This is a genomic window from Microbacterium karelineae, from assembly GCF_009745985.1.
GTDB classification, from domain to species: domain Bacteria; phylum Actinomycetota; class Actinomycetes; order Actinomycetales; family Microbacteriaceae; genus Microbacterium; species Microbacterium karelineae.
Genome location: NZ_WFIX01000190.1, coordinates 105,169 through 128,122, shown reverse-complemented (window position 1 = coordinate 128,122; position 22,954 = coordinate 105,169). Strand labels below are relative to the sequence as shown.

At 69.9% G+C, this 22,954-nt stretch carries 17 protein-coding genes; 9 read left to right on the top strand and 8 right to left on the bottom strand.

Going from position 1 to position 22,954, the window contains the following annotated elements:
• Nucleotides 1–8: 8 nt before the first annotated feature.
• From purU to GB932_RS13700, 7 genes are all read right to left on the bottom strand, one after another.
• A complete protein-coding gene (purU, locus tag GB932_RS13730; protein WP_156761262.1) occupies nucleotides 9–875 on the bottom strand; it encodes a formyltetrahydrofolate deformylase in 867 nt (288 codons plus the stop codon).
• On the bottom strand, nucleotides 872–1,486 hold the full coding sequence (locus tag GB932_RS13725) for a sarcosine oxidase subunit gamma (RefSeq protein ID WP_156761261.1): 615 nt from the start codon (nucleotides 1,484–1,486) through the stop codon (nucleotides 872–874). Before GB932_RS13725 ends, purU begins: the two co-directional genes overlap by 4 nt.
• Nucleotides 1,479–4,379, bottom strand: coding sequence for a sarcosine oxidase subunit alpha family protein (locus GB932_RS13720; RefSeq protein WP_156761260.1), 2,901 nt, complete (start codon nucleotides 4,377–4,379; stop codon nucleotides 1,479–1,481). The genes GB932_RS13725 and GB932_RS13720 overlap by 8 nt, the downstream gene beginning before the upstream one ends.
• Nucleotides 4,376–4,675 (bottom strand): sarcosine oxidase subunit delta, encoded by a 300-nt coding sequence (locus tag GB932_RS13715; protein ID WP_156761259.1) that lies wholly within the window; start codon nucleotides 4,673–4,675, stop codon nucleotides 4,376–4,378. Before GB932_RS13715 ends, GB932_RS13720 begins: the two co-directional genes overlap by 4 nt.
• A gap of 22 nt (nucleotides 4,676–4,697) precedes the next feature.
• Nucleotides 4,698–5,918, bottom strand: coding sequence for a sarcosine oxidase subunit beta family protein (locus tag GB932_RS13710; protein WP_156761258.1), 1,221 nt, complete (start codon nucleotides 5,916–5,918; stop codon nucleotides 4,698–4,700).
• A complete protein-coding gene (gene glyA, locus GB932_RS13705) occupies nucleotides 5,918–7,249 on the bottom strand; it encodes a serine hydroxymethyltransferase (RefSeq protein ID WP_156761257.1) in 1,332 nt (443 codons plus the stop codon). Before glyA ends, GB932_RS13710 begins: the two co-directional genes overlap by 1 nt.
• 65 nt (nucleotides 7,250–7,314) lie before the next feature.
• The gene (locus GB932_RS13700; protein WP_156761256.1) at nucleotides 7,315–8,694 is read right to left on the bottom strand and encodes an L-serine ammonia-lyase; all 1,380 of its coding nucleotides are present in this window, start codon (nucleotides 8,692–8,694) and stop codon (nucleotides 7,315–7,317) included.
• Nucleotides 8,695–8,963: 269 nt separating this feature from the next.
• On the opposite strand from GB932_RS13700, the gene GB932_RS13695 reads away from it, so the two are divergent.
• The 9 genes from GB932_RS13695 to ppsA all read left to right on the top strand — a co-directional run bounded on the left by GB932_RS13695 (nucleotide 8,964) and on the right by ppsA (nucleotide 22,414).
• A complete protein-coding gene (locus tag GB932_RS13695; RefSeq protein ID WP_156761255.1) occupies nucleotides 8,964–10,460 on the top strand; it encodes an alanine/glycine:cation symporter family protein in 1,497 nt (498 codons plus the stop codon).
• 1 nt (nucleotide 10,461) lies between these two features.
• Complete coding sequence (locus GB932_RS13690) at nucleotides 10,462–11,853, top strand: protoporphyrinogen/coproporphyrinogen oxidase (RefSeq protein ID WP_156761254.1); 1,392 nt, start codon at nucleotides 10,462–10,464, stop codon at nucleotides 11,851–11,853.
• 52 nt (nucleotides 11,854–11,905) lie between these two features.
• On the top strand, nucleotides 11,906–12,802 hold the full coding sequence (locus GB932_RS13685; protein ID WP_156761253.1) for a dihydrodipicolinate synthase family protein: 897 nt from the start codon (nucleotides 11,906–11,908) through the stop codon (nucleotides 12,800–12,802).
• Between the two features lie 26 nt (nucleotides 12,803–12,828).
• Nucleotides 12,829–14,328 (top strand): aldehyde dehydrogenase family protein, encoded by a 1,500-nt coding sequence (locus GB932_RS13680; RefSeq protein ID WP_156761252.1) that lies wholly within the window; start codon nucleotides 12,829–12,831, stop codon nucleotides 14,326–14,328.
• A 245-nt stretch (nucleotides 14,329–14,573) separates the two neighbouring features.
• Complete coding sequence (locus GB932_RS13675) at nucleotides 14,574–15,797, top strand: glycine cleavage T C-terminal barrel domain-containing protein (protein WP_156761251.1); 1,224 nt, start codon at nucleotides 14,574–14,576, stop codon at nucleotides 15,795–15,797.
• Nucleotides 15,798–15,848: 51 nt separating this feature from the next.
• Complete coding sequence (locus tag GB932_RS13670) at nucleotides 15,849–17,567, top strand: formate--tetrahydrofolate ligase (protein ID WP_197517491.1); 1,719 nt, start codon at nucleotides 15,849–15,851, stop codon at nucleotides 17,565–17,567.
• 36 nt (nucleotides 17,568–17,603) lie between these two features.
• A complete protein-coding gene (hemL, locus tag GB932_RS13665) occupies nucleotides 17,604–18,923 on the top strand; it encodes a glutamate-1-semialdehyde 2,1-aminomutase (RefSeq protein WP_156761250.1) in 1,320 nt (439 codons plus the stop codon).
• A gap of 255 nt (nucleotides 18,924–19,178) precedes the next feature.
• The gene (locus GB932_RS13660; RefSeq protein ID WP_156761249.1) at nucleotides 19,179–20,045 is read left to right on the top strand and encodes a pyruvate, water dikinase regulatory protein; all 867 of its coding nucleotides are present in this window, start codon (nucleotides 19,179–19,181) and stop codon (nucleotides 20,043–20,045) included.
• Nucleotides 20,042–22,414 (top strand): phosphoenolpyruvate synthase, encoded by a 2,373-nt coding sequence (ppsA, locus tag GB932_RS13655; RefSeq protein WP_156761248.1) that lies wholly within the window; start codon nucleotides 20,042–20,044, stop codon nucleotides 22,412–22,414. Before GB932_RS13660 ends, ppsA begins: the two co-directional genes overlap by 4 nt.
• 27 nt (nucleotides 22,415–22,441) lie before the next feature.
• Here the strand turns inward: ppsA and soxR are convergent, their stop codons facing one another.
• Complete coding sequence (soxR, locus tag GB932_RS13650; protein ID WP_197517490.1) at nucleotides 22,442–22,915, bottom strand: redox-sensitive transcriptional activator SoxR; 474 nt, start codon at nucleotides 22,913–22,915, stop codon at nucleotides 22,442–22,444.
• Nucleotides 22,916–22,954: the final 39 nt, after the last annotated feature.

Here is a 22,954-nt window from a genome sequence, read left to right as displayed (position 1 = left end):
CCCGCGCGCTAGCGCAGCACCACGGTCTTGCTGCCGTGGAGGAACACGCGGCCCTCCGCGTGCCAGCGGACCGCCTCCGAGAGGGCTCTGCTCTCGTTGTCGCGCCCCGCCGCGACGAGGTCGTCCGGTCCATAGGTGTGATCGACCTCGACCACGCGCTGGGCGATGATCGGGCCCTCGTCGAGCTCGCTGTCGACGTAGTGGGCGGTTGCCCCGACGGTCTTCACGCCGCGGGCGTGCGCCTGGTGATAGGGCTTCGCCCCCTTGAAGCTGGGCAGGAACGAGTGGTGGATGTTGATCACACGACCTGCCATCCGCGAGGCGAGCGCGTCGCTGAGCACCTGCATATAGCGCGCGAGCACGACGAGGTCGACGGACAGGCGGTCGATGAGGTCCTGCAGCTCGGCCTCGGCCTGCTCCTTCGTCGCCGCCGTGAGGGGGATGTGGAAGAAGGGGATGTCGTGCCACTCCGCCAGCCGCTCATGATCGAGGTGGTTCGACACGATCGCGACGATGTCGATCGGCAGATCGCCGGACTTCGTGCGGAACAGCAGATCGTTCAGGCAGTGCTCGAACTTCGACACCATGACGAGCACGCGCGGACGCTCGTCGCGCGGCTGGATCCGCCATCGCATCCCGAAGCGCTCCGCGACGGCGCCGAACTGCTCGCGCAGCGCGTCCAGGTCGGGGGCGCTGCCTCGGGCCGGGTCGGCCTGGATGCGCAGGAAGAAGCGTTCGGCGACACGGTCGTCGTACTGGGACTGCTCGATGATGTTGTACTCGTGGTCGAGCAGCACGCCGCTGACGGCGTGCACGATCCCGAGATCCTCGGGGCAGTCGAGCGTGAGGATGATCTCTCCGGTGCCCGTCGTCATGATGCCGTCTCCTGTGTGTGGTACTCGCGTGCCGCGTCCATCAGCCACTGAGCGACGTGTTCGGCGAAGGACGCGCGCGGAAGCACCAGGTAGGTGTCGACCGCGGTGCGCCACACCAGCACGGGAACCGTGCTGAGCGTGGTCGTGATCGCCATGTTCGGGGCGAACGCGCGGGGGTGCAGGTCGGCGGGGACGCCCTTGTCGAGGGCGTCGCGTGCGCACGGACCGGCGACCTCGAGGATCGTGCGATTGGCCGACAGGTCTGTCACCTGCCCCGGCGCATCGCCGAGCGCGTCCCACAGGGCGGCGACCAGGTCGCGGCTGTCGGGCTCGGCGATGACGAGGAACTCATCGGGCGCGAGCCAGAGCGCGGCGGTGCCGCTCGCATCCCCGGCGACGTCGCCGACGCCGGCAGGGAGGCCGACCCCCGTCGCGTCGGAGAGCGCGCCATGCGCGGACGAACCCGGCTCGGCCCTGACGCCGATCTGCGTCGTGAACGGGATCTCCCGCAGGCGGATTCCGGGCGCGGATGCCGCATCCAGCTCGGCGGCGAGGTGATCGAGCGGGGAGCGGCGCAGCTCGCGCGGCCCCGCGGTGAGTGAATCAGCCATCTCGGCGGCTTCCTTCCGGGTCGAACAGCACGGTGGGGGAGACGACGACGTCGACGAGTCGGCCGTCGACGGGGGCGCGGAGAGTCTCGCCGATGCGATCCCGCCCGTCTTTGATCAGTGCCAGACCGAACGTGCGCCCGAGCGCGGCCGACCGGTACGACGACGTGACCCAGCCCTCCATCGGCACCGGAACCGACGAGGTGTCGGTGCCGGCCGCGATCAGCTGCGTGCCCTCGGGAAGGCGCAGCGAGGTGTCGACGGGGAGCACGGACACCAGGTGCTTGCGGCCGCCGCGCACATTGTCCGCCCGGGAGAACGACCGCTTGCCGATGAAGTCCTTCGCCGTCGAGACGACCCACTCCATCCCGGCGTCCTGAGGTGTCACCGTGCCATCGGTGTCCTGGCCGACGATGATGAAGCCCTTCTCGGCGCGCAGGACGTGCATGGTCTCGGTGCCGTAGGGCGTGATGCCGAACTCCTCGCCGGCCGCCGCGACGTCCTCCCAGACGCGCAGGCCGTACCAGGTGGCGACGTTGATCTCGAACGCCAGCTCGCCGGAGAACGAGATCCGGCAGACCCGCGCCGGGATCCCAGAGGCCAGCACCGTCTCGCGGAACGACATGAACTCGAAGGCGTCGTTCGACACGTCGAGGTCGGGCGCGAGGCGCACGATGACATCGCGCGATCGCGGCCCGACCACAGCGACCGTGGCGTACTGCTCGGTGACGGAGGTGCAGCTCACGTCGAGGTCCGGCCACTCCGTCTGCAGCCATTCCTCGAGCCAGTCCAGCACCTTCGCGGCGCCGCCCGTCGTCGTGGTCATCAGGTAGCGGTCGTCGTCGAGACGCAGCGTGACGCCGTCGTCGAAGATCATCCCGTCGGCACCGCACATCACGCCGTAGCGCGCCCTGCCCGGGGCGAGCTTCTTGAAGGCGTTCGTGTAGATGCGATTCAGGAACTCGCCGGCGTCGGCGCCGCGGATCTCGATCTTCCCGAGCGTCGTGGCGTCCATGAATCCGACCGAGTCGCGCACCGCCGCGCACTCGCGCAGCACCGCCTGATCCATGTCCTCGCCCGCCTGAGGGTAGTACCACGGGCGCTTCCACTGGCCGACGTCCTCGAACTCCGCTCCATGACGCACGTGCCAGGGGTGGACCGACGTCACGCGCGCGGGATCGAAGAGCTGGCCACGGCGGCGGCCCGCGAGCGCGGCGAACGACACGGGGGTGTACGGCGCGCGGTACGCCGTGGTCCCGATCCCCTGCGGGTTCTTCACGCCGAGCGCATGCGCCATGACGCCGATCAGCGGAAGGCTGCTGGTCTTGCCCTGATCGTTCGCCGTCGAGATCGACGTGTAGCGCTTGACGTGCTCGACCGACCGCATGCCGGCCCCCGTCGACCGCAGCACATCCGCGACCGTCTGGTCGCGCTGCAGGTCGACGAAGTGCCGCCGGTAGGCATCGGCGTCGTCGCCGTGGAGGGACGGCACGAGCCACACCGTGCGCGGCGGCCGGATGTCCGCCTCGGCCGCGGCGGGGATCTCCGCGCTCCGAGGGAAGCCCGTGGATCCTGCGGCCTCGGCGCCGGCCATCGCACCCTCGGAGAGGGCCGTGCGCAGGTCGAGGCGTCCGTTCAGAGCGCCGGCGGTCCGCTGGCCGGACACGGGGTGCGCGGGGACGAAGCCCGAGAGCTCGTCGTCCCAGCCCAGCTGGCGCTGACGCTGCGAGTGCAGGTGGATGACCGGCGTCCATCCGCCGGATACCGCGAGAAGGTCGGCCGCGAGGGTCCGCACCTCGCCGACGAACGAGCCATCCTCGTCGATCCCCGAGACGGTCACGGCGCTCAGCGAGCCGTCGCCGCCGGCTTCCGTGTCGGCCACGACGGAGCCGCGGATCACGTCGACGCCGCGCGATTCGACGGCGGCGGCGCGCGGGCCCGGATCCGGTCGCGAGTCGATGACCGCCGCGATCTCCGCGCCGATGTCGAGGAGATCCTCGACGAGGTCGTACGCCGAGTCGCCGGTCGTGGCGACCACGGCGCGATCTCCGATGTGCACGCCGTACTGGTTCAGGTAGGTGCGCACCGCGCCCGCGAGCATGATTCCGGGGCGGTCGTTGTTCTCGAAGACGATCTGGCGCTCGTGGGCGCCGGTCGCCAGCACGACACGCGACGCCCGGATATGCCAGACACGTTCGCGGGAGACGCCGTCGCCGATCTCGCGCAGGTGGTCGGTCCTGCGCTCGACCGCGACGAGGTAGTTCGCGTCGTAGCTGCCGATCGCCGCGGTGCGCGGGAGATATGCGGTCTCCTCCGCCCAGTCCAGTTCGTTCACGACCTGCTCGACCCACTCGCGCGCGGGGAGGCCGTCGATCTCGGATCGGGAGTCCGACAGCAGGGCGCCGCCGGCCGCGGGCCGCTCGTCGACGAGCATCACCCGCGCCCCCGAGCGGGAGGCCTCGCGGGCCGCTGCCAGGCCTGCCGGGCCCGCCCCGACGACGAGCACGTCGGTGTGCACGTGCTTGTGGTCGTAGTAGGCCCCGTCGGTCTGGTCGTCGAGCTGGCCGAGCCCCGACAGCAGGCGCAGATCCATGCCCTCGACGAGCTCGACGGTCGTCGCCGGCAGCATCGACTCCGACGCCTCTCCCGCGCGTCGCCGACCGACGGCCAGGAGCGCGTTCGGCTCTTCGACGCCGGCGGCGAAGATCCCGCGCGGGCGGCCCAGGTAGAGCGAGTCGCCGACGCGCGTGCGCCCGCTCGCGAGCATCGCGCTCGCGACGGTGTCGCCGGCGGCCCCCATGAGGGGGGCGCCGTCGAGGGCGAAGGATCGCGTCTGGGCGAGGTCGACGCGCGCGTGCGGCGACTCCGTGAGGCGACGGTGCTGCGGGGCGGTCATCGTGCGTCTCCCTGGGTGCGGGTGATCTCGGGCGGCGCCTGGCCGATCGGATATACGGCGCGGAACTCGTAGTCCACCGTGTCGCGGATGGCGTTGAACCACTTGCGGCATCCGACGGAGTGCACCCAGCGCTCGGCGAAGAGCCCCTTCGGGTTCTCTCGGTAGAACAGGTAGCGGGCCCACTCGGCGTCGCTCAGCGCCGAGGGGTCGTCCGGATAGGCGACGTGGGCCTGCCCGCCGTAGGCGAACTCGGTCTCGTCGCGGGGCCCGCAGTTCGGGCAGTCGATGAGCATCATGTGTGCGTTCCTCGTCGTGACGTCAATGAGCGACGGCGGCCGCGCCGTGCTCGTCGATGAGATGTCCGGTCTCGAAGCGCTCGAGCGCGAACGGGCGGGCCAGGGGATGAGGATCGTCGTGCGCGATCGTGTGGGCGAAGCTCAGACCGGCGGCCGGCGTGCCCTTGAAGCCGCCGGTGCCCCAGCCGCAGTTGACGTAGAGCTGATCGATCGGCGTCTTCGAGACGATCGGCGAGGCATCGAACGTGGTGTCGACGATCCCCGCCCACGTGCGCAGCACGTGCGCGCGGGAGAAGATCGGGAACAGCTCGACGGCCGCCGACATCTGCTCTTCGATGACGTGCAGCGCCCCGCGCTGGCCGTATCCGTTGTACTGGTCGATGCCGGCGCCCATCACGAGCTCCCCTTTGTGCGCCTGGGAGACGTAGACATGCACGTGGTTCGACATCACGACGGTCGGATGCACCGGCTCGAACAGCTCGGAGACGAGGGCCTGCAGCGGGTGTGACTGGATGGGCAGGTCGAAGCCGGCGAGCGCCGCGAGCTGCGACGAATGCCCTGCCGCGGCGAGCGCCACCTTCCCGGTCGAGATGCTGCCGCGGGTGGTCTCCACGCCGACGACGCGATTCCCGACCTTGCGGAATCCCGTCACCTCGCAGTTCTGGATGAGATCGACGCCGAGCTCGTCGGCCTTCCGCGCCAGCGCCCACGCGACGTGATCGTGCTTGGCGATCCCGGCGCGCGGCTGATACGTCGCCCCCATCACGGGGTAGCGGAGGTCGTCGCCGATGTTCACGATCGGGCAGACCTCCTTCACCTGCTCCGGGGTCAGCCACTCGGCGTCGACGCCGTTGAGCTTGTTCGCCTCGACGCGGCGTACCGACTCCCGCACATCGCCGAGCGTGTGGGCGAGGTTCAGCACACCGCGCTGCGAGAACAGGAAGTCGTACTCCAGCTCGTCGGGCAGCTGCTCCCAGAGCTTCAGCGATGTCTCGTACATCGCGGCGCTCTCGTCCCAGAGATAGTTGGAGCGGATGATCGTCGTGTTGCGGGCCATGTTGCCGCCCGCGAGCCAGGAGCGTTCGAGCACGGCGACGTTCGTGATGCCGTATTCGCTTGCGAGGTAGTACGCGGTGGCGAGCCCGTGTCCGCCGCCGCCGACGATCACGACGTCATACGACGGCTTCGGGTCCGGGTCGCGCCAGAGGAAGTCCGGGTGCTCGGGGAGCGCATCGGCGACCATCAGAGACCGACCTTCTCGGCGAGCTGCGGGTAGAGGGGGTGTGCCGCGGCGAGGGCGGAGACCCGGCCGCGCAGGTGCTCGATCGCGTCGGCGTCCGCGCCGTCGGCGCCGACGATGAGCACCTCCGCGATGATGTCCGCGACCTCTTCGAAGCTCTCCTCGTCGAAGCCGCGCGTCGCGAGCGCGGGCGTGCCGATCCGCAGCCCGGAGCTGACCATCGGCGGGCGCGGGTCGAACGGGACCGCATTCCGGTTCACCGTGATGTCGATCCTCGCGAGGAGGTCCTCGCCCGTCCTGCCGTCGAGAGCCGAGTCGCGGAGGTCGACGAGGACCAGGTGGACGTCGGTGCCGTCCGTGACGAGGCTGATGCCGCGCGAGGCGACGTCCGGGCGCGAGAGGCGGTCGGCGAGGATCCGCGCCCCGGCGAGCGTGCGCCGTTGCCGGTCGGCGAACCCCGGCGACGCGGCGGCCCGGAACGCGACCGCCTTGGCGGCGATGACGTGCTCGAGCGGGCCGCCCTGCTGGCCGGGGAACACGGCCGAGTTGATGCGCTTCGCGATGTCGGCATCGTTCGTGAGGATGATGCCCCCGCGCGGACCGCCGAGCGTCTTGTGCGTCGTCGACGTCGTCACATGCGCGTGCGGGACGGGGGAGGGGTGCAGGCCCGCGGCGACGAGGCCGGCGAAGTGGGCCATGTCGACCATCAGATAGGCGCCGACCGAGTCGGCGATCTGCCGGAAGCGAGCGAAGTCGAGGTGGCGCGGATAGGCGGACCAGCCCGCGATGATCAGCTGCGGGCGGTGCTCCTGCGCGAGTCGCGCGACGGCGTCCATATCGATGCGGTGCGTGCTCTCGTCGACGCCGTAGGCGGCGACCCCGTAGAGCCTGCCCGAGAAGTTGAGGCGCATCCCGTGCGTGAGGTGGCCCCCGTGGGCCAGATCCAGGCCGAGGATGGTGTCGCCCGGCGAGAGGAGCGCGTGCATGACGGCGGCGTTGGCCTGCGCGCCCGAGTGCGGCTGCACGTTCGCGAACTGCGCGTCGAACAGGCTCTTCAGCCGGTCGATCGCGAGCTGCTCGACGACGTCGACGTGCTCGCAGCCGCCGTAGTAGCGCCGCCCGGGGTATCCCTCGGCGTACTTGTTGGTCAGCACGGATCCCTGCGCCTGCATGACCGCCGAGGACGTGTGGTTCTCCGAGGCGATCATCTCGAGGCCGTATCGCTGGCGGTGCAGCTCGGCGTCGATGCTCCGGGCGACCTCCGGGTCGACTTCGGCGAGAGAGGCCGTGAGGTCGTCGGGCGCCGCGGTGGAGGGCGTTGAGGTGAGTGGCATGGTGCTCCCCGATGTGGATCGATGGCGGGTGTGTCTGGTGGATCGGAGGGCGGATCGCGCGGCGATCAGCACTCCACCGCGTTGACGGCCAGGCCGCCGCGCGATGTCTCCTTGTATTTGGTCTTCATCGCGGCTCCGACCTCGCGCATCGTCGCGATGGCCTGGTCGAGGCTCACCCGGTGCGCGCCGTCGCCGGCGAGGGCGAGCCGCGCGGCGTTGATCGCCTTCACAGAGGCGACGGCGTTGCGCTCGATGCAGGGCACCTGGACGAGCCCGCCGATCGGGTCGCAGGTCAGCCCCAGGTTGTGCTCGAGCCCGATCTCGGCGGCGTTCTCGACCTGCTCGGGTGTGCCGCCGAGCGCGGCGCAGAGGCCTGCGGCGGCCATCGCGCAGGCCGAGCCGACCTCGCCCTGGCAGCCCACCTCGGCGCCCGAGATCGAGGCGTTGCGCTTGAGCAGCGTCCCGATCGCTCCCGCCGTCAGCAGGAAGTCGATGATCCCGTCCTCGTCCGCGCTCGGGACGAATCGCGCGAAGTAGTGCAGGACCGCGGGGATGATGCCCGCCGCTCCGTTCGTCGGCGCCGTCACGACGCGGCCCCCCGAGGCGTTCTCCTCGTTCACTGCGAGCGCGTAGAGGTTGACCCACTCCATCGCGGCCATGGGGTCGCTCGTCTCCGCCTCGTCGCGATCCAGCAGGCGGGTGTGCAGCGCCGGCGCCCGCCGGCGGACCTTCAGCCCGCCGGGAAGCAGCGTCTCGGTCCTCCGGCAGCCGTTGTCGACGCATTCCTGCATCACCGACCAGATCTCGAGCAGCTGCGCGCGGAGCGCGTCGCCGTCGTGCTGGGCCAGCTCGTTCGCGTGCATGACCTCGGCGATCGACAGCCCGGAGTCGCGGCACCGGTCGAGCAGCTCCCGAGTGTCCGCGAAGGGGTGCGGCTCGGAGATGGCGGGCGCGGCCGGCGGCGCGTCGAGCTCGTCCTGCGCGACGACGAAGCCGCCGCCGATGGAGTAGTACTCGCGCTCGACGAGCGAGTCGCCGCTGGCGTCGAACGCGGTCAGGCGCATGCCGTTGGGGTGGCCGGGGAGCGACCGACGCCGGTGCAGCACCACGTCGCGCGCGCGGTCGAAGGCGATCTCGTGCGTCCCGGCCAGCGGGAGGCGGTGCGATTCGACGGCGTCGCCCGCCGTCTGCGCCACCGAATCCGGCTGGACGGTCTCGGGATCGAACCCCGCGAGCCCGATGATGACGGCGGTGTCCGATCCGTGCCCGATCCCGGTGGCGCCCAGCGAGCCGAACAGCTCGGCCTTGACGCGCCCGATGCGCGAGAGCGCACCGGTCGCCTCGAGCTCGGCGGTGAAGCGTCGTGCCGCGCGCATCGGTCCCACGGTGTGGGACGACGAGGGGCCCACGCCGATCGAGAACAGGTCGAGCACGCTCAGCGCCATGTCACGCACCCTCTCATGAGATCGACAATTGATACATCACTGGGACATTACGAGTTGATGTCATGTGTGTCAAGGGTTCGGTGGATGGATATCCGACCATTGTGTGATCTGTGATCACAGGTTACGCTGACCGGAAATTCCCGAGGGCCCAGGCTGGGTCGGTCCCTCGCATCTGCGCGAGCTGTCGCCGATGGAAGCACACCCCCACCGACTCGAAACGATCGCTCGGCTCGACGAGTCGGCATCATCTGCAGCAGGGAGAAACGACCATGGAGATCCTGTCCTCGATCAGCAATCTCATCTGGGATCCGATCGCGTACTTCGCGCTGGGGCTGGGCGTCCTCTTCACGATCCTGACGAAGGGAGTCCAGTTCCGTCGGCTGCCCGACATGTTCCGCCAGCTCAGGAACAGCAAGGCGGAGCACGGCGGGCTCTCGTCCTTCCAGACGATGGCGCTCACGTTGTCTAGTCGTATGGGGGTCGGGAGCATCGCCGGCGTCGCGACGGCGATCGCCTCGGGCGGGCCCGGCGCCATCTTCTGGATGGCGGTGACCGGGTTGGTCGGATCCACTGTCGCGTACGCGGAGGCGGTCCTTGCGCAGCTGTACAAGCGACGGATCGACGGTGAGGATCGCGGGGGCATGCCGTACTACATCAAGTACGGGCTCCGTGCCCCGTGGCTGGCGATGATCGTCGCCGGCGTGGCCTTCGTCGGCTACGGCTTCGTCTTCCCCGGCATCCAGGCGAACAACATCGCGTCGAGCGCCGAGCTGGCCTTCGGCCTCGAGCCGTGGATCACGGGCCTGATCGTCACCGGGATCCTCGCGATCGTGATCATCGGCGGGACCAAGCGCATCGTCCACGTCGCGGAGGGTGTCATCCCGTTCATGGGCGCCGGCTACATCATCACGGCGATCGTCATCGTCGTGATGAACGCGTCGCGGATTCCGGAGACAGCTGTCCTCATCTTCCAGAGCGCGATCGGAATCGACCCGCTCTTCGGCGGCATCGTCGGCTACGCGGTCATGTGGGGCGTCCGCCGCGCGGTCTTCGCGTCTGCGACGGGCATGGGCGAGGGGACCTTCTCGTCGGCCGCGGCGCGCACCAGCCACCCCGGGAAGCAAGGCATCGTGCAGGCATTCAGCATCTACATCGACGTGCTGTTCGTGTGCATGGCGACCGGGCTCATGATCACGATCACCGGCACCTATCACGTGCTCGATCGGGCGGGGAACTACCTGCTGAACAACGTCGGCGACGCGGTCGCCGGGCCGAACTTCGTGCAGCTGGCGATCGATACGACCCTGCCGGGGTGGGGCTCGGTCTTCGTCGCGATCGCGATCCTGCTGTTCGCCTTCACATCGCAGATCTTCTTCTTCTACGTCGCGTCCACGAACCTGCTTTTCCTGTTCGGGAACAAGCGCAACAAGGCGATGGAGGTCGTGCTGAAGATCGGTGCGCTGGCGATCTCGTTCTTCGGGGCGATCGTGAACGCGCGCGCCATGTGGGCGGTCGGCGACATCGGATACGGGGTCATGACCTGGCTCAACATGATCTGCGTTCTCCTCCTGGCGCCGATCGTGTGGAAGGTGGTCAAGGACTACGACCGTCAGCGGCGCGAGGGATATGACCCGCGTCTCGACGTCGAGGAGCTCGGCGTCAAGGGCGCCGACTGGTGGGAGGCGGACGCGCGCGGGGAATTCACAGGCGGGATCCCCATCGTGCGCACCCGCCTCAAGGACAGCAACAGCGACGAAGGGAACTGATGTGAAAGATGCTGTCATCGTCGGGGGCGGGCTCGCGGGCCTGTCAGCGGCGTGGCGACTGCGGAACTGGGACACGACCGTCCTCGAATCCGCGGATCGCGTCGGAGGGCGGATCTCCTCCGAGATGCGCGGGCAGTACTTCCTGAACTGGGGAGGCCACGTGTACGCGGGCGAGGGGTCGGCGACCGACCGCCTGTTCCGCGAGACGGGCACGCTCGTCGCCGAGGTGCCGGGAACGCTGGCGGGGCTGTCCATGAATGGGAAGCTCCTGCTGCGTGGGCCCGTTGCGTCCTATCCGTTCCGCGTTCCGATGTCCATGGCTGCTCGGATCGCCATGATCAAGGCAGGCGCGAAGGTCGGGCTCGATGTGCTGCGATATGCGCGCGTCGTCCGGGCGCGGCGCGGCGAGCGCCCGGAGACCCGGCAGATGCGGGTCTACGGCTTCAAGAACGACCGGTCCTTCGCCGACTACATCGGCGACCTGCCCGATGACGCGTGGGCGTGGTTCCGGCCGACGGTCTCGCGTTCGGCGGGCGACCCGGAGGAGCTGGCAGCCGGCAGCGGCATCGGCTACTTCAGCCTGGTGTGGAACATCGGACAGGGCCTCAATCGCAGCATCCTGGGCGGTCCGTCGGTGCTGACCGAGACGATGGCGGCCGCGGTGCGCGACCGGATCCATCTCGGCGCCCGTGTGAGCGAAGTCGTGAGCAAGAAGGACTCGGTCCTCGTGCGCTATGCGCAGGACGGCACGGAGCGCGAGATCGAGGCGCGCACCGTGATCATGGCGACCCCCGCGACCGTGACGCATCGGGTCGCCGTCGATCTGCCCGCCGAGACGCGAGACGCGCTGGGAGAGATCGTCTACGGGCCGTACGTCAGCGCGGCCTTCCTCACGAACGAGACCACACCGCAGCCCTGGGACGGTGCGTATGGGATCGCGACGCCCAAACGGTCGATGAGCGTCGTTCTCAATATGGGGAACATCGTCCGCGGGATCGAGCAGACGAGGCAGCCGGGGGGCAGCATCATGGCGTTCTCACCTGGCGCGCTCGCTCGTCGGCTGATGGATCGTTCCGACGACGAGGTCATCGACGCATACACGCGCGATCTCGACGAGGTGCTCCCCGGCTTCGGCGGAATCGTCGAGGAATCGCACGTCCAGCGCTGGGAGCTGGGAGCTCCGTACTCCTTCCCCGGGCGCGGCCGTCTTCAGCCCGCGCTTCTGCGCCCATCCGAGCGGATCTTCCTCGCCGGCGACTATCTCGGAACTCTCTACACCGAGACGGCGATCCAGACCGGGATGACGGCGGCGGCCGGCGCATCGGCTGTGCTCGCCACAGAGCGCCAGATGCGCCACCGGGAGCCGGGCGGGCCCGTGGAGGTCCACGGATGAGCCGGCGAGCGCACCCACACACCACCAGCATCGAGAAAGGCCACGAAAGCACATGACAACAGAGCTCGGCGGGATCCTCACCGCCCTGACCACCCCCTTCACCGCGGAGGGGAAGCTCGACGTTCCCGCACTCAGGGCGCACGTGGATCGAAGCATCGGCGGCGGCGTCGATGGCGTCGTCGTCTGCGGGTCGACGGGGGAGTTCGCGGCGCTCACCACCGTCGAGCGGCGGCAGGCGGTCGAGACGGTGGTGTCCCACGTCGACGGCCGCGTGCCGGTCGTCGCGCAGACCGGCGCGACGAGCACGGCCGAGGCCATCGCTCTGTCCCGTCATGCCGAGGCCGCCGGCGCTGACGTGCTCATGCCCGTCACGCCGTTCTATGAGCCGATCAGCCTGGCCGAGACGACCGCGTATCTCCGCGACGTCGCCGCGTCAGTGGACATCCCCGTGATGATCTACAACATCCCGGCCGCGACCGGGGTCAACATCGACGCGTCGACCGCCGGAGCGCTCGCTCGCGAGGTCGACAACATCCGCTACATCAAGGACTCCAGCGCGAACTGGGAGCAGGCGCTGCAGCTGATCCACCACCACTCGGAGCACCTCGGCACATTCATCGGCTGGGACTCCTACATCTTCTCGGCGCTCGTCGAGGGGGCCGCGGGCGCCGTCGCGGGGGCCGCGTCCGTGGTGCCGGCAGAACTCGCCTCGATCCGCCGTGCGGTCGCGTCCGGCGACATCGCGACAGCGCGCGAAGATTGGCGCCGTGTCTATCCGGTGATCGACGGTCTGATCACGCTTCCCTTCTTCGCGGCGATCAAGGCGACGCTGCGTGAGCTGGGGGCACCGGTCGGCGCGCCGCGGGCTCCCGTCTCCGCCATCGCAGAGGACGACGCGAGACGACTCGCTGCGCTCGTCGCCGATCTTCGTCCGAATTCCCTCGCCTGACGGTCTGAACCACGAAAGGACAGAACATGGAGAATGCAGACACGATCGTGGCCGGAGAGGTCCTGCGAGCGGACACGGAGTCGTTCGACGTCGCCCAGCTTCCGCCCGGACAGCACTTCATCGCGGGCGAATTCACGACGGGGAGCGGGGAGGAGGCAGCTGTCGTCGTCGATCCGAGCCGCGGCGAGGTCATCTGCGAGGTCGTGCGGGGCACCGCGGAAGACGTCGACGCCGCCGTCGCGGCGGCCCGCGACGCGTCGGCGGCATGGCGGAAGCTGACGCCGCAGGCGCGTGCAGAGGCGCTGCTCGCCGTGGCCGACCGGATGCAGGAGCATGCCGAGCTGCTCATGGCGCTCGAGTCGCTCAACACCGGGAAGCCACGCGATGTCGCTGAGGACGACGTCAGCTCGGCGATCGACTGCTTCCGGTTCGCGGCGGGCGCGCAGCGCGCCGGCACTGCGCTCGCCGCGGGCGAGTATGTCGAAGATCACCTCTCGGTGATCCACCGAGAGCCGCTCGGCGTGATCGGCGCCGTCACGCCGTGGAACTACCCGCTGCTCATGGGCGTGTGGAAGATCGCGCCCATCTTGGCCGCGGGCAACACGCTCGTCCTGAAGGCCTCGGAGACGACGCCGCTCAGCACGCTCAAGCTCGCCGAGCTGACGTCGGATATCCTGCCCGCCGGCGTGTTCAACGTCGTCAACGGTCGGGGGACGGTGATCGGCACCCGCCTCGCTGAGCACCCGGATGTCGCCATGATCGCCCTCACCGGATCCGTCGGCAGCGGTCGCGCCGTCGCGCGGGTGGCCGCGGAGTCGGTCAAGCGCGTGCATCTCGAGCTGGGCGGCAAGGCTCCGGCCGTGGTGTTCGCGGACGCCGATCTCGCGGGCGCGGCGAAGGCACTGCGCACCGGCGGCTTCTGGAACGCCGGCCAGGAGTGCGGCGCGGCGTGTCGCGTGCTGGTCGACGAATCGGTGGCCGAGGAGTTCACGCGGATCCTCGTCGATGAGATCTCGGAGATCGTCGTAGGCGAGGCCGGGACGGCCGCCGAACTCGGCCCGATGATCTCCCGCGATCACTTCGAGCGCGTGCTGGATCACCTGGCGCGCGCGAAGGAGGACGGTGTGCGCGTCGCGCTCGGCGGTGGCGCGCTCGCGGGTCGAGGCTTCTTCGTCGCCCCGACGATCCTCGTCGACGTCCCGGTGGGTGCGGCATGCACCCAGGAGGAGATCTTCGGGCCGGTCGTGACGATCGAGACCTTCGCCTCCGAGGACGAGGCCGTCGATCGCGCCAACGAGGTTCCGTTCGGCCTGGCGGCCTCGCTGTTCACCGAGAACACCCGCCGCAGCAACGATGTCGCTGCGCGGCTCGACGCGGGCACCGTATGGGTCAACGATCACCTGGTGATCTCGAACGAGATGCCGTGGGGCGGCTTCAAGGGATCCGGATACGGTCGAGACCTCTCCGCGTACGCGTTGGACGACTACTCGCGCACCAAGCACGTGATGCACAGCACCGCGCGCTGAGGCCGACGCCGACCCCCGCGAGGACTCGTTGGAATCTCTCTTCCGTTCGAGCGCCTCGCGGGGGTACAGTCGCCCGCACAGACCCCGTCGAGCATCGTCAGCGAATCCGGTGGCGGCGGGCGGAGAGCCGGATCGGCGCGTGTCGGTGCCGGACGCCGCGCGGAGAGGTGAACGACACCCCTTGCGTAGAAAAATCCCCGGTGATACACCGGAATGAGTGGATGTGTCGGACAACGGAGGTCCTCATGTCTGTGAACCCGGATCCTCGGATCCTCCTCTACCCGCGGCTTCGCCAGTCGCCCTTCTTCCACGCCTCGAGGCAGCACGGCGTGGCCATGTACAGCGTCTACAACCACACGTACCACCCGCGCCACTACGGCGATCCCGTCGCGGAGTACTGGGCGCTCCTGAACGGCGTCACCCTCTGGGACGTCGGCGTCGAACGGCAGATCGAGATCACGGGCCCCGACGCGTTCACGTTCACGAACATGCTCGTGCCCCGCGATCTGTCGAAGTGCGCGGTCGGACAGTGCAAGTACGTCTTCCTCACGGCCGAGGACGGCGGGATCATCAACGACCCCGTCCTGCTGCGACTGGGCGAGAACCACTTCTGGCTCTCGCTCGCCGACAGCGACGTGCTCCTGTGGGCGCGCGGCGTCGCGCTCAACTCGGGCCTCGACGTCACGATCCGCGAGGCCGACGTCGGCCCCGTCCAGGTGCAGGGCCCGCTCTCGGGCGCGCTCATGAGCGAGGTGTTCGGCGCCGACGTGCTCGACATCGGCTACTACTGGCTGCGCGAGTACGAGATCGACGGCATACGCGTCGTCGTCTCGCGCACGGGCTACACGGCCGAGCTCGGCTTCGAGATCTACGTCCGCGACGCGAGCCGCGACGCAGTGCGCCTCTGGCAGAGGATCTGGGAGGCCGGCAGGCCGTTCGACCTGAAGGTCATCGGGCCGTGCCACATGCGCCGCATCGAGGCGGGGATCCTCTCGTACGGATGCGACATCACGCTCGACACGAACCCGTTCGAGGTCGGCATGGGCTACGACTGGATGGTCGACGTCGCCCAGGAATCCGAGTTCATCGGCAAGGCCGCGCTCACCCGCATCAAGGAGCAGGGCGTCAGTCGGCGCATGGTCGGCCTCGAGATCGGCGGCGAACCCCTCGGCACCTTCAACGACGGGTCCATGATCGAGGAGTTCACGGTGCTCGACGGCGAGATGCCCGTGGGCGCCGTGACATCGGCCTGCTTCTCGCCGCGTCTCGAGCGCAACATCGGGCTCGCGATGATGCCGGTCGAGCTCGGCGAGCTCGCCACCGAGGTGCAGGTCGCGACCCCCGAGGGGATCGTGCCGGCGCGTGTCGTGGAGAAGCCGTTCGTGGATCCCACGAAGGAGCGCCCGAAGCAGTCTCTGCGCCCGACGGTGAACGGAGACGACGGATCCGACGTGCGGGCGGGCATCTGATGCGCCCGACGGCGGGGAGCGGGACCGTGACCGACTCGAGGAGGAGCGCACGTGAGTGACGACCACCGCACCCGTCGCCGGGTGGACAGCCTGGGGATCGCGGCGCGCGCCGAGCTGCGCCCGATCGCCGATATCGCGGCGGGGATGGGCCTGCCGGGCGAGTTCCTCGAACCATACGGATCCGGCGTGGCGAAGGTGGATCTCGCGGCGATCGACGCGCTCGCCGACCGACCGCGCGCCAAGTACGTGCTCGTCACGGCCGTCACCCCGACGCCGCTCGGCGAGGGGAAGACGACGACGACCGTCGGCCTCGGGCAGGGCCTGCAGCACATCGGCCGCCGCGCCGTCATCGCGCTGCGGCAGCCGTCGCTCGGGCCGACGCTCGGCATCAAGGGCGGCGGGGCCGGGGCGGGACAGAGCCAGGTGGTGCCGATGGAGCGGCTCAACCTGCACCTCACGGGCGACATCCACGCCGTCAGCGCCGCCCACAACCAGCTCGCCGCACAGGTCGACAATCACCTGATGCGCGGGGCGCCGTCCGGCCTGGATCCGGCGCGCACGACGTGGCGTCGCGTCGTCGACATCGACGATCGCTCGCTCCGATCGGTCGTGACGGGGCTCGGCGGATCCGCGAACGGGCCCGTGCGCGAGACGGGCTTCGACATCACGGCGGCGTCCGAGGTGATGGCGGCGCTGTCGCTCTCCACGTCGCTCGCCGATCTGCGAGAGCGCATGGGGCGGATCGTCGTCGGCTGGACGCGCGACGGGGATCCCGTCACGGCGGAGGACATCCGCGGCGCGGGCGCGATGACGGTGCTGCTCAAGCAGGCGCTGCGCCCGAACCTCCTGCAGACGATCGAGCACACGCCCGCGCTCGTGCACTGCGGCCCGTTCGGCAACATCGCGACGGGCAACTCGTCGGTCGTCGCCGATCTCATCGGCAGCAGGTGCGGCGAGTTCCTCGTGACCGAGGCGGGCTTCGCGTCGGACATGGGCGCCGAGCGGTTCTTCAACATCAAGTGCCGCGTATCGGGGATGACGCCCGACGCGGCGGTCATCGTCACGACGGTGCGCGCGCTCAAGGCGCACTCGGGGCGGCACCGCGTCGTCGCCGGGCGCCCGCTCCCCGACGAGATGCTCGCCGAGAGCCCCGACGATGTGCAGGTGGGCGCCGACAATCTGCGCCGCCACATCGGCATCGTCCGCCGCCACGGCGTGCCCGTCGTCGTCGCGATCAACGCCTTCGAATCCGACTTCGCGAGCGAGCACGAAGCGATCCTCGAGGTCGCCCGCGAGGAGGGTGCGAAGGCGGCAGTCTCGACGCACGTCGCCGACGGCGGATCCGGCGCGGCCGAGCTCGCGCACCTCGTCGAGGAGGCGACCGAGGAGCGGAACGAGTTCGGCTTCCTCTATCCCGACAACATCTCGCTCGCCGCGAAGGTCGAGGCGATCGCGACCGAGGTGTACGGCGCGGACGGCGTCGACATCAGCCCGCAGGCGGCGAAGGACCTCGCGGCATTCGAGGAGCAGGGCTTCGGGCACCTGCCGGTCTGCGTCGCCAAGACGCACCTGTCGCTGTCGGCGGATCCCACCCGCCGCGGCGCGCCGACGGGCTGGCGCCTGCCCGTGCGCGAGGTGCGCCTCTCTGCAGGCGCCGGCTTCGTCTACCTGATCTGCGGCACGATGCAGACGATGCCGGGCCTCGGCTCGACCCCCGCCGCCGAGCAGATCGACATCGACGACGACGGGAACACCGTCGGGCTGTACTGAGGACGAGGCCCAGTCGCGCCGCGAGACAATGGAGGCATGGACCGGAACGACGAGCTCTTCGCCAGCGCCCGCAGCGTCATCCCCGGAGGCGTGAACTCGCCCGTCCGGGCATACGGATCCGTCGGCGGGACGCCGCGGTTCCTGCAGAGCGCGCGCGGGGCGTACGTCACCGACGCCGAGGGGCGCGAGTACGTCGACCTCGTCGCGACATGGGGGCCCGCGCTGCTCGGCCACGCGCATCCGGACGTCGTCGCCGCCGTGCAGGAGGCGGCCGCGAAGGGCCTGTCCTTCGGCGCCCCGACGGAGGGCGAGGTGCGGCTCGCGTCGCTGATCGCCGAGCGCGTGCAGGCGGGCGGGCTGAGCCCCGTCGAGGAGGTGCGCCTCGTGTCGACGGGCACCGAGGCGACCATGACCGCGATCCGGCTCGCGCGCGGCGTCACGGGCCGCGACCTGCTCGTGAAGTTCGACGGCAACTACCACGGCCACTCCGACGGCCTGCTGGCCGCGGCCGGATCCGGCGTCGCGACCCTCGCGCTGCCCGGGACGGCGGGCGTGCCCGCGGGCGTCGCCGCCGAGACCCTCGTCGTCCCCTACGGCGACCTCGACGCCGTGCGCGAGGTGTTCGCCGCCCACGGCGACCGCATCGCCGCGATCATCGTGGAGGCCGCCCCCGCGAACATGGGCGTCGTCGAGCCGCCTGCCGGCTTCAACGCGGCGCTCGCCGACATCGCGCACGGCGCCGGATCCCTTCTCATCGTCGACGAGGTGCTCACCGGCTTCCGCGTGCACCCCGCGGGCGAGTGGGGTCGCCAGGTCGAGGCGGGGCACGCCTACGAGCCCGACATCCTCACCTTCGGCAAGGTCGTCGGCGGCGGCATGCCGCTCGCGGCGCTCGGCGGCAGGGGGGACGTCATGGAGCACCTCGCCCCGACGGGGCCCGTGTACCAGGCGGGCACCCTCTCGGGGAACCCGCTCTCGGTCGCGGCCGGCATCGCCACGCTCGAGCGCGCGACGCCCGAGGTGTACGCGCAGCTGAACGCCACCGCCGATCGCGTGATCGCGGATCTCACGGGCGCGCTCGCCGCGGAGGGCGTCGCCCACGCGATCTCGCGCGTCGGCACGCTGTTCGGCTTCGCGTTCCTGGACTCCAAGCCGGGGGACTACGCGACCGCGAAGACGCAGGACGCGTTCCGCTACGGCCCGTTCTTCCACGCGATGCTCGACGGCGGCGTGCACCTGCCGCCGAGCGTGTACGAGGCGTGGTTCGTCATGACGGCGCACGACGCCGCGGCGCTCGGGCGCATCGCCGACGCGCTCCCCGCGGCGGCGAGGGCTGCGGCGGCCGCGACGGCGTAGCGACGGCTCCGACCGCAGGCGAGATCGCCGAGAATCTCGTCCTGCGGCCGATTTCGCCGCGCCTCGGCGATTTCGCCTCATCTCGGAGCTCCTCCGGATGCCTGAGATCGGATCCGCGCCGGCCCCGCGCCACGCGCACGGCGTTGTCGGCTTGATCGAATCGTCAAGATCCGCAGTTATTGCGGCTGAACCGCGGCTCGGAATCCCGCTTCCTTCGGGCAGGGTGGCAGAAACCCCCGATCCGATGGAGCCTCGATGCCGCGCGACTCGACCCCGATTCCCGCCGTCCCGGACGTGCACCGCGTGTACTTCGTCTCCGACAGCACGGGCATCACGGCCGAGACGCTCGGCAGCGCGCTCCTCGCGAACTTCCCCGACGTCGCGTTCGAGCGGCGCACCGTGCCGTTCGTCGACTCCGTCGAGAAGGCGCGATCCCTGATCGCAGAGCTGCGACTCGCCGGCGACGAGGGGCCGACCCCGATCGTGTTCACGACGGTGAAGTCCCCCGCGGTCCGGGACGCTCTGGCGGAGGCCCCGGCGATCGTGCTGGACCTGCTCGCCGGGCATCTCGCCGACCTCGAGCGCACGCTCGGCACCGCCGCGAGCGAGCGGTCCGGTCAGTTCCACGAGCTGGGCGACCTGGACCGCTACTTCGCGCGGATGAAGGCCGTCGAGTACGCGATCGAGCACGACGACGGCCAGAGCACCCGGTCCCTCGAGCTCGCCGACGTCATCATCATCGCGCCGTCGCGCTGCGGGAAGACGCCGACGACGATGTATCTGGCGCTGCAGCACGGACTCCTCGTCGCCAACTACCCCTTGACCGACGACGACTTCCCGTTCGACGAGCTTCCGCGCACCGTCGCCGGCATGGCCGATCGCTGCTTCGGCATCACCACGACGCCGCTCCGTCTCAGCCAGGTGCGCCACGAGCGCCGCCCGCACTCGCGGTACGCGAGCCTCGCCCAGTGCACGCTCGAGCTGCGCCGTGCCGAGGACCTCTACCGGAGGAGCGGCGTGCCGTTCCTCAACTCCTCCACCAAGAGCGTCGAGGAGATGTCCGCCGTGATCCTGCAGACCCTGCGGGCGCGGACCAGCCCTTCTGCGAAAGGAACACGATGAGCAGCAGCATCCTGTGGTTCGAGGAGATCGGCATGGGCGACGTCGCCCAGGTCGGCGGCAAGAACGCCTCCCTCGGCGAGATGGTGTCCGGCCTCGCGACGGCGGGGGTGCGGGTCCCCCGGGGATTCGCCACGACCTCCGCGGCGTTCACCCGCTTCCTCGAGGCGAGCGGCCTCGGCGACAGGATCCGCGCGATCATGGACGGGCTGGACGTCGACGACATCGGCGAGCTCACGCGCGCCGGATCCGCCGTGCGCGCCCAGATCGAGGAGCAGCCGTTCCCGGAGGATCTCGAGCGCGACATCCGTGGCGCGTACGCGACGCTCGTCGCCGAGGATCCGGATCCGACCGCCGTGACGTGGGCCGTGCGCTCGAGCGCCACCGCCGAGGACCTCCCCGATGCGTCCTTCGCCGGCCAGCAGGAGACCTACCTCAACATCGGCGGCATCGAGAACATCCTCATCGCGATCAAGCGCGTCTTCGCCTCGCTGTACAACGACCGGGCGATCGCCTACCGCGTTCACCACGGCTTCACACACGCCGAGGTCGCGTTGTCCGCTGGCATCCAGCGCATGGTCCGCTCCGACATCGGGGCGTCCGGCGTCATGTTCACGGTCGACACCGAATCGGGGTTCGACCAGGCGGTGTTCCTCACCAGTTCGTACGGACTGGGGGAGGCGGTCGTCCAGGGCGCCGTCAATCCCGACGAGTTCCTCGTCTACAAGCCCGCCCTGCGCGCGGGCCGGCCCGCGATCCTCCGGCGATCCGTCGGCGAGAAGGCGGTGGCGATGCGCTACACCGACAGCAGGGAGGTCGGCGGCAGCACGGTCTTCGCCGACGTCGAGCCCGCCGAGCGCGTGCTCCTTTCGCTGAGCGATGACGACGTCGAGGAGCTCGGCCGCATCGCGCTCGCGATCGAGGATCACTACGGGCGCCCGATGGACATCGAGTGGGGCAGGGACGGCGCCGACGGGAAGCTGTACATCCTGCAGGCGCGGCCCGAGACCGTCGTCTCCCGCGACACATCCGCGAGCATGAGCCGCTTCGCCCTGACGGAGCGCGGCCCCGTCGTCGCCGAGGGCCGCGCGATCGGCCAGCGCATCGGCGCGGGCCCCGCGCGCCTGCTGAGCTCGCTCGACCAGATGCATGACTTCACGCCCGGCGACGTGCTCGTGACCGACATGACCGACCCCGACTGGGAGCCGATCATGAAGCGCGCGTCGGCGATCGTGACGAACCGCGGCGGACGCACGTGCCACGCGGCGATCATCGCCCGTGAGCTCGGCATCCCGGCGGTCGTCGGGACAGGATCCGCGACGCGGGTCCTCGCGGACGGCCAGGGCGTGACGGTCTCGTGTGCCGAGGGCGACGACGGATACGTCTACGACGGGATCCTGCCGTTCGAGGAGGAGGAGACGCGGCTCGACTCCCTCCCGGAGCTCCCCGTCAAGATCATGATGAACGTCGGCACGCCCGAGCAGGCGTTCTCGTTCGCGAAGCTGCCGAACCGCGGCGTCGGGCTCGCGCGGCTCGAGTTCATCATCAATCGCCAGGTCGGCGTGCACCCGCGGGCGCTGCTCGAGCCGGAGAAGCTCACGGACGAACTGCGCGAGGCCGTGCGCGAGCGCGTCGCGGCGTACCCGTCGGCGCGCGAGTACTTCGTCTCGCGCGTCGCGGAGGGCGTCGCGACGATCGCGGCCGCCTTCGCTCCCGAGCCGGTCATCGTCCGCCTGTCCGACTTCAAGTCGAACGAGTACGCGAACCTCCTCGCGGGGCCGATCTTCGAGCCGGAGGAGGAGAATCCGATGCTCGGCTACCGCGGGGCGTCGCGCTACCTCTCCGAGGATTTCCGCGCCTGCTTCGAGATGGAGTGCGAGGCGATCCGGCGCGTCAGGGACGACATCGGGCTGACGAACGTGGAGATCATGGTGCCCTTCGTGCGCACGCTCGGCGAGGCCGCCGGCGTCGAACGGCTCCTCGCCGACAACGGGCTGCGGCGCGGCGAGAACGGCCTGCGGCTGATCATGATGTGCGAGCTGCCGTCGAACGCGCTCCTCGCCGACCGCTTCCTCGAGCACTTCGACGGCTTCTCGATCGGCTCGAACGACATGACCCAGCTCGCACTCGGCCTCGACCGAGACTCGAGCCTCGTGGCGGAGACATTCGACGAGCGCGATCCCGCCGTCCTGGCGCTGCTGTCGATGGCGATCGAGGCGTGCCGACGGAACGGGAAGTACGTCGGCATCTGCGGCCAGGGGCCGTCCGATCACCCCGACCTCGCGAGGTGGCTCCTCGACCAGGGGATCGAATCGATGTCCCTCAACCCCGACACCGTCGTGCAGACGTGGACGGATCTCGCTGCGGTGTGAACGAGTCGGGCCCGAACGGCGCCAGGATCACTCGGTCGCCGCACCCTCATCGAGCCAGCGGATCGGACCAGCGCCCGTGCTTCCCAGCACGTCGGCGGGATTCTGCAGCGCGCAGGCGGTCAGGCTCAGACATCCGCACCCGGTGCATCCGTCGAGGTCCCCGCGAAGATGCTCGAGCTGCCTGATGCGCGCGTCGAGATCGTCGCGCCAGCGCTGCGAGAGGCGCGCCCAGTCCTTCTTGGTCGGCGTGCGCCCCTCCGGCAGCGATTCGAGCGCGGTGCGGATGTCCTTCAGGGGGATGCCGACCCGCTGCGACACCCGGATGAAGGCGACGCGGCGCAGAGTGTCTCTGCCGTATCGTCGCTGATTGCCGTCGGTGCGGTCCGCGCGGATCAGCCCGTTGCGCTCGTAGAAGTGCAGCGCCGATGACGCGACGCCGCTTCGGCTGGAGAGCTCTCCGATCGTGAGCTGTCGGTGCTTGTCCCCACCCAGCTGTGGCATGTTCTGCTCCTCGGCGCATCGTCGGCTTGACCTCAACCA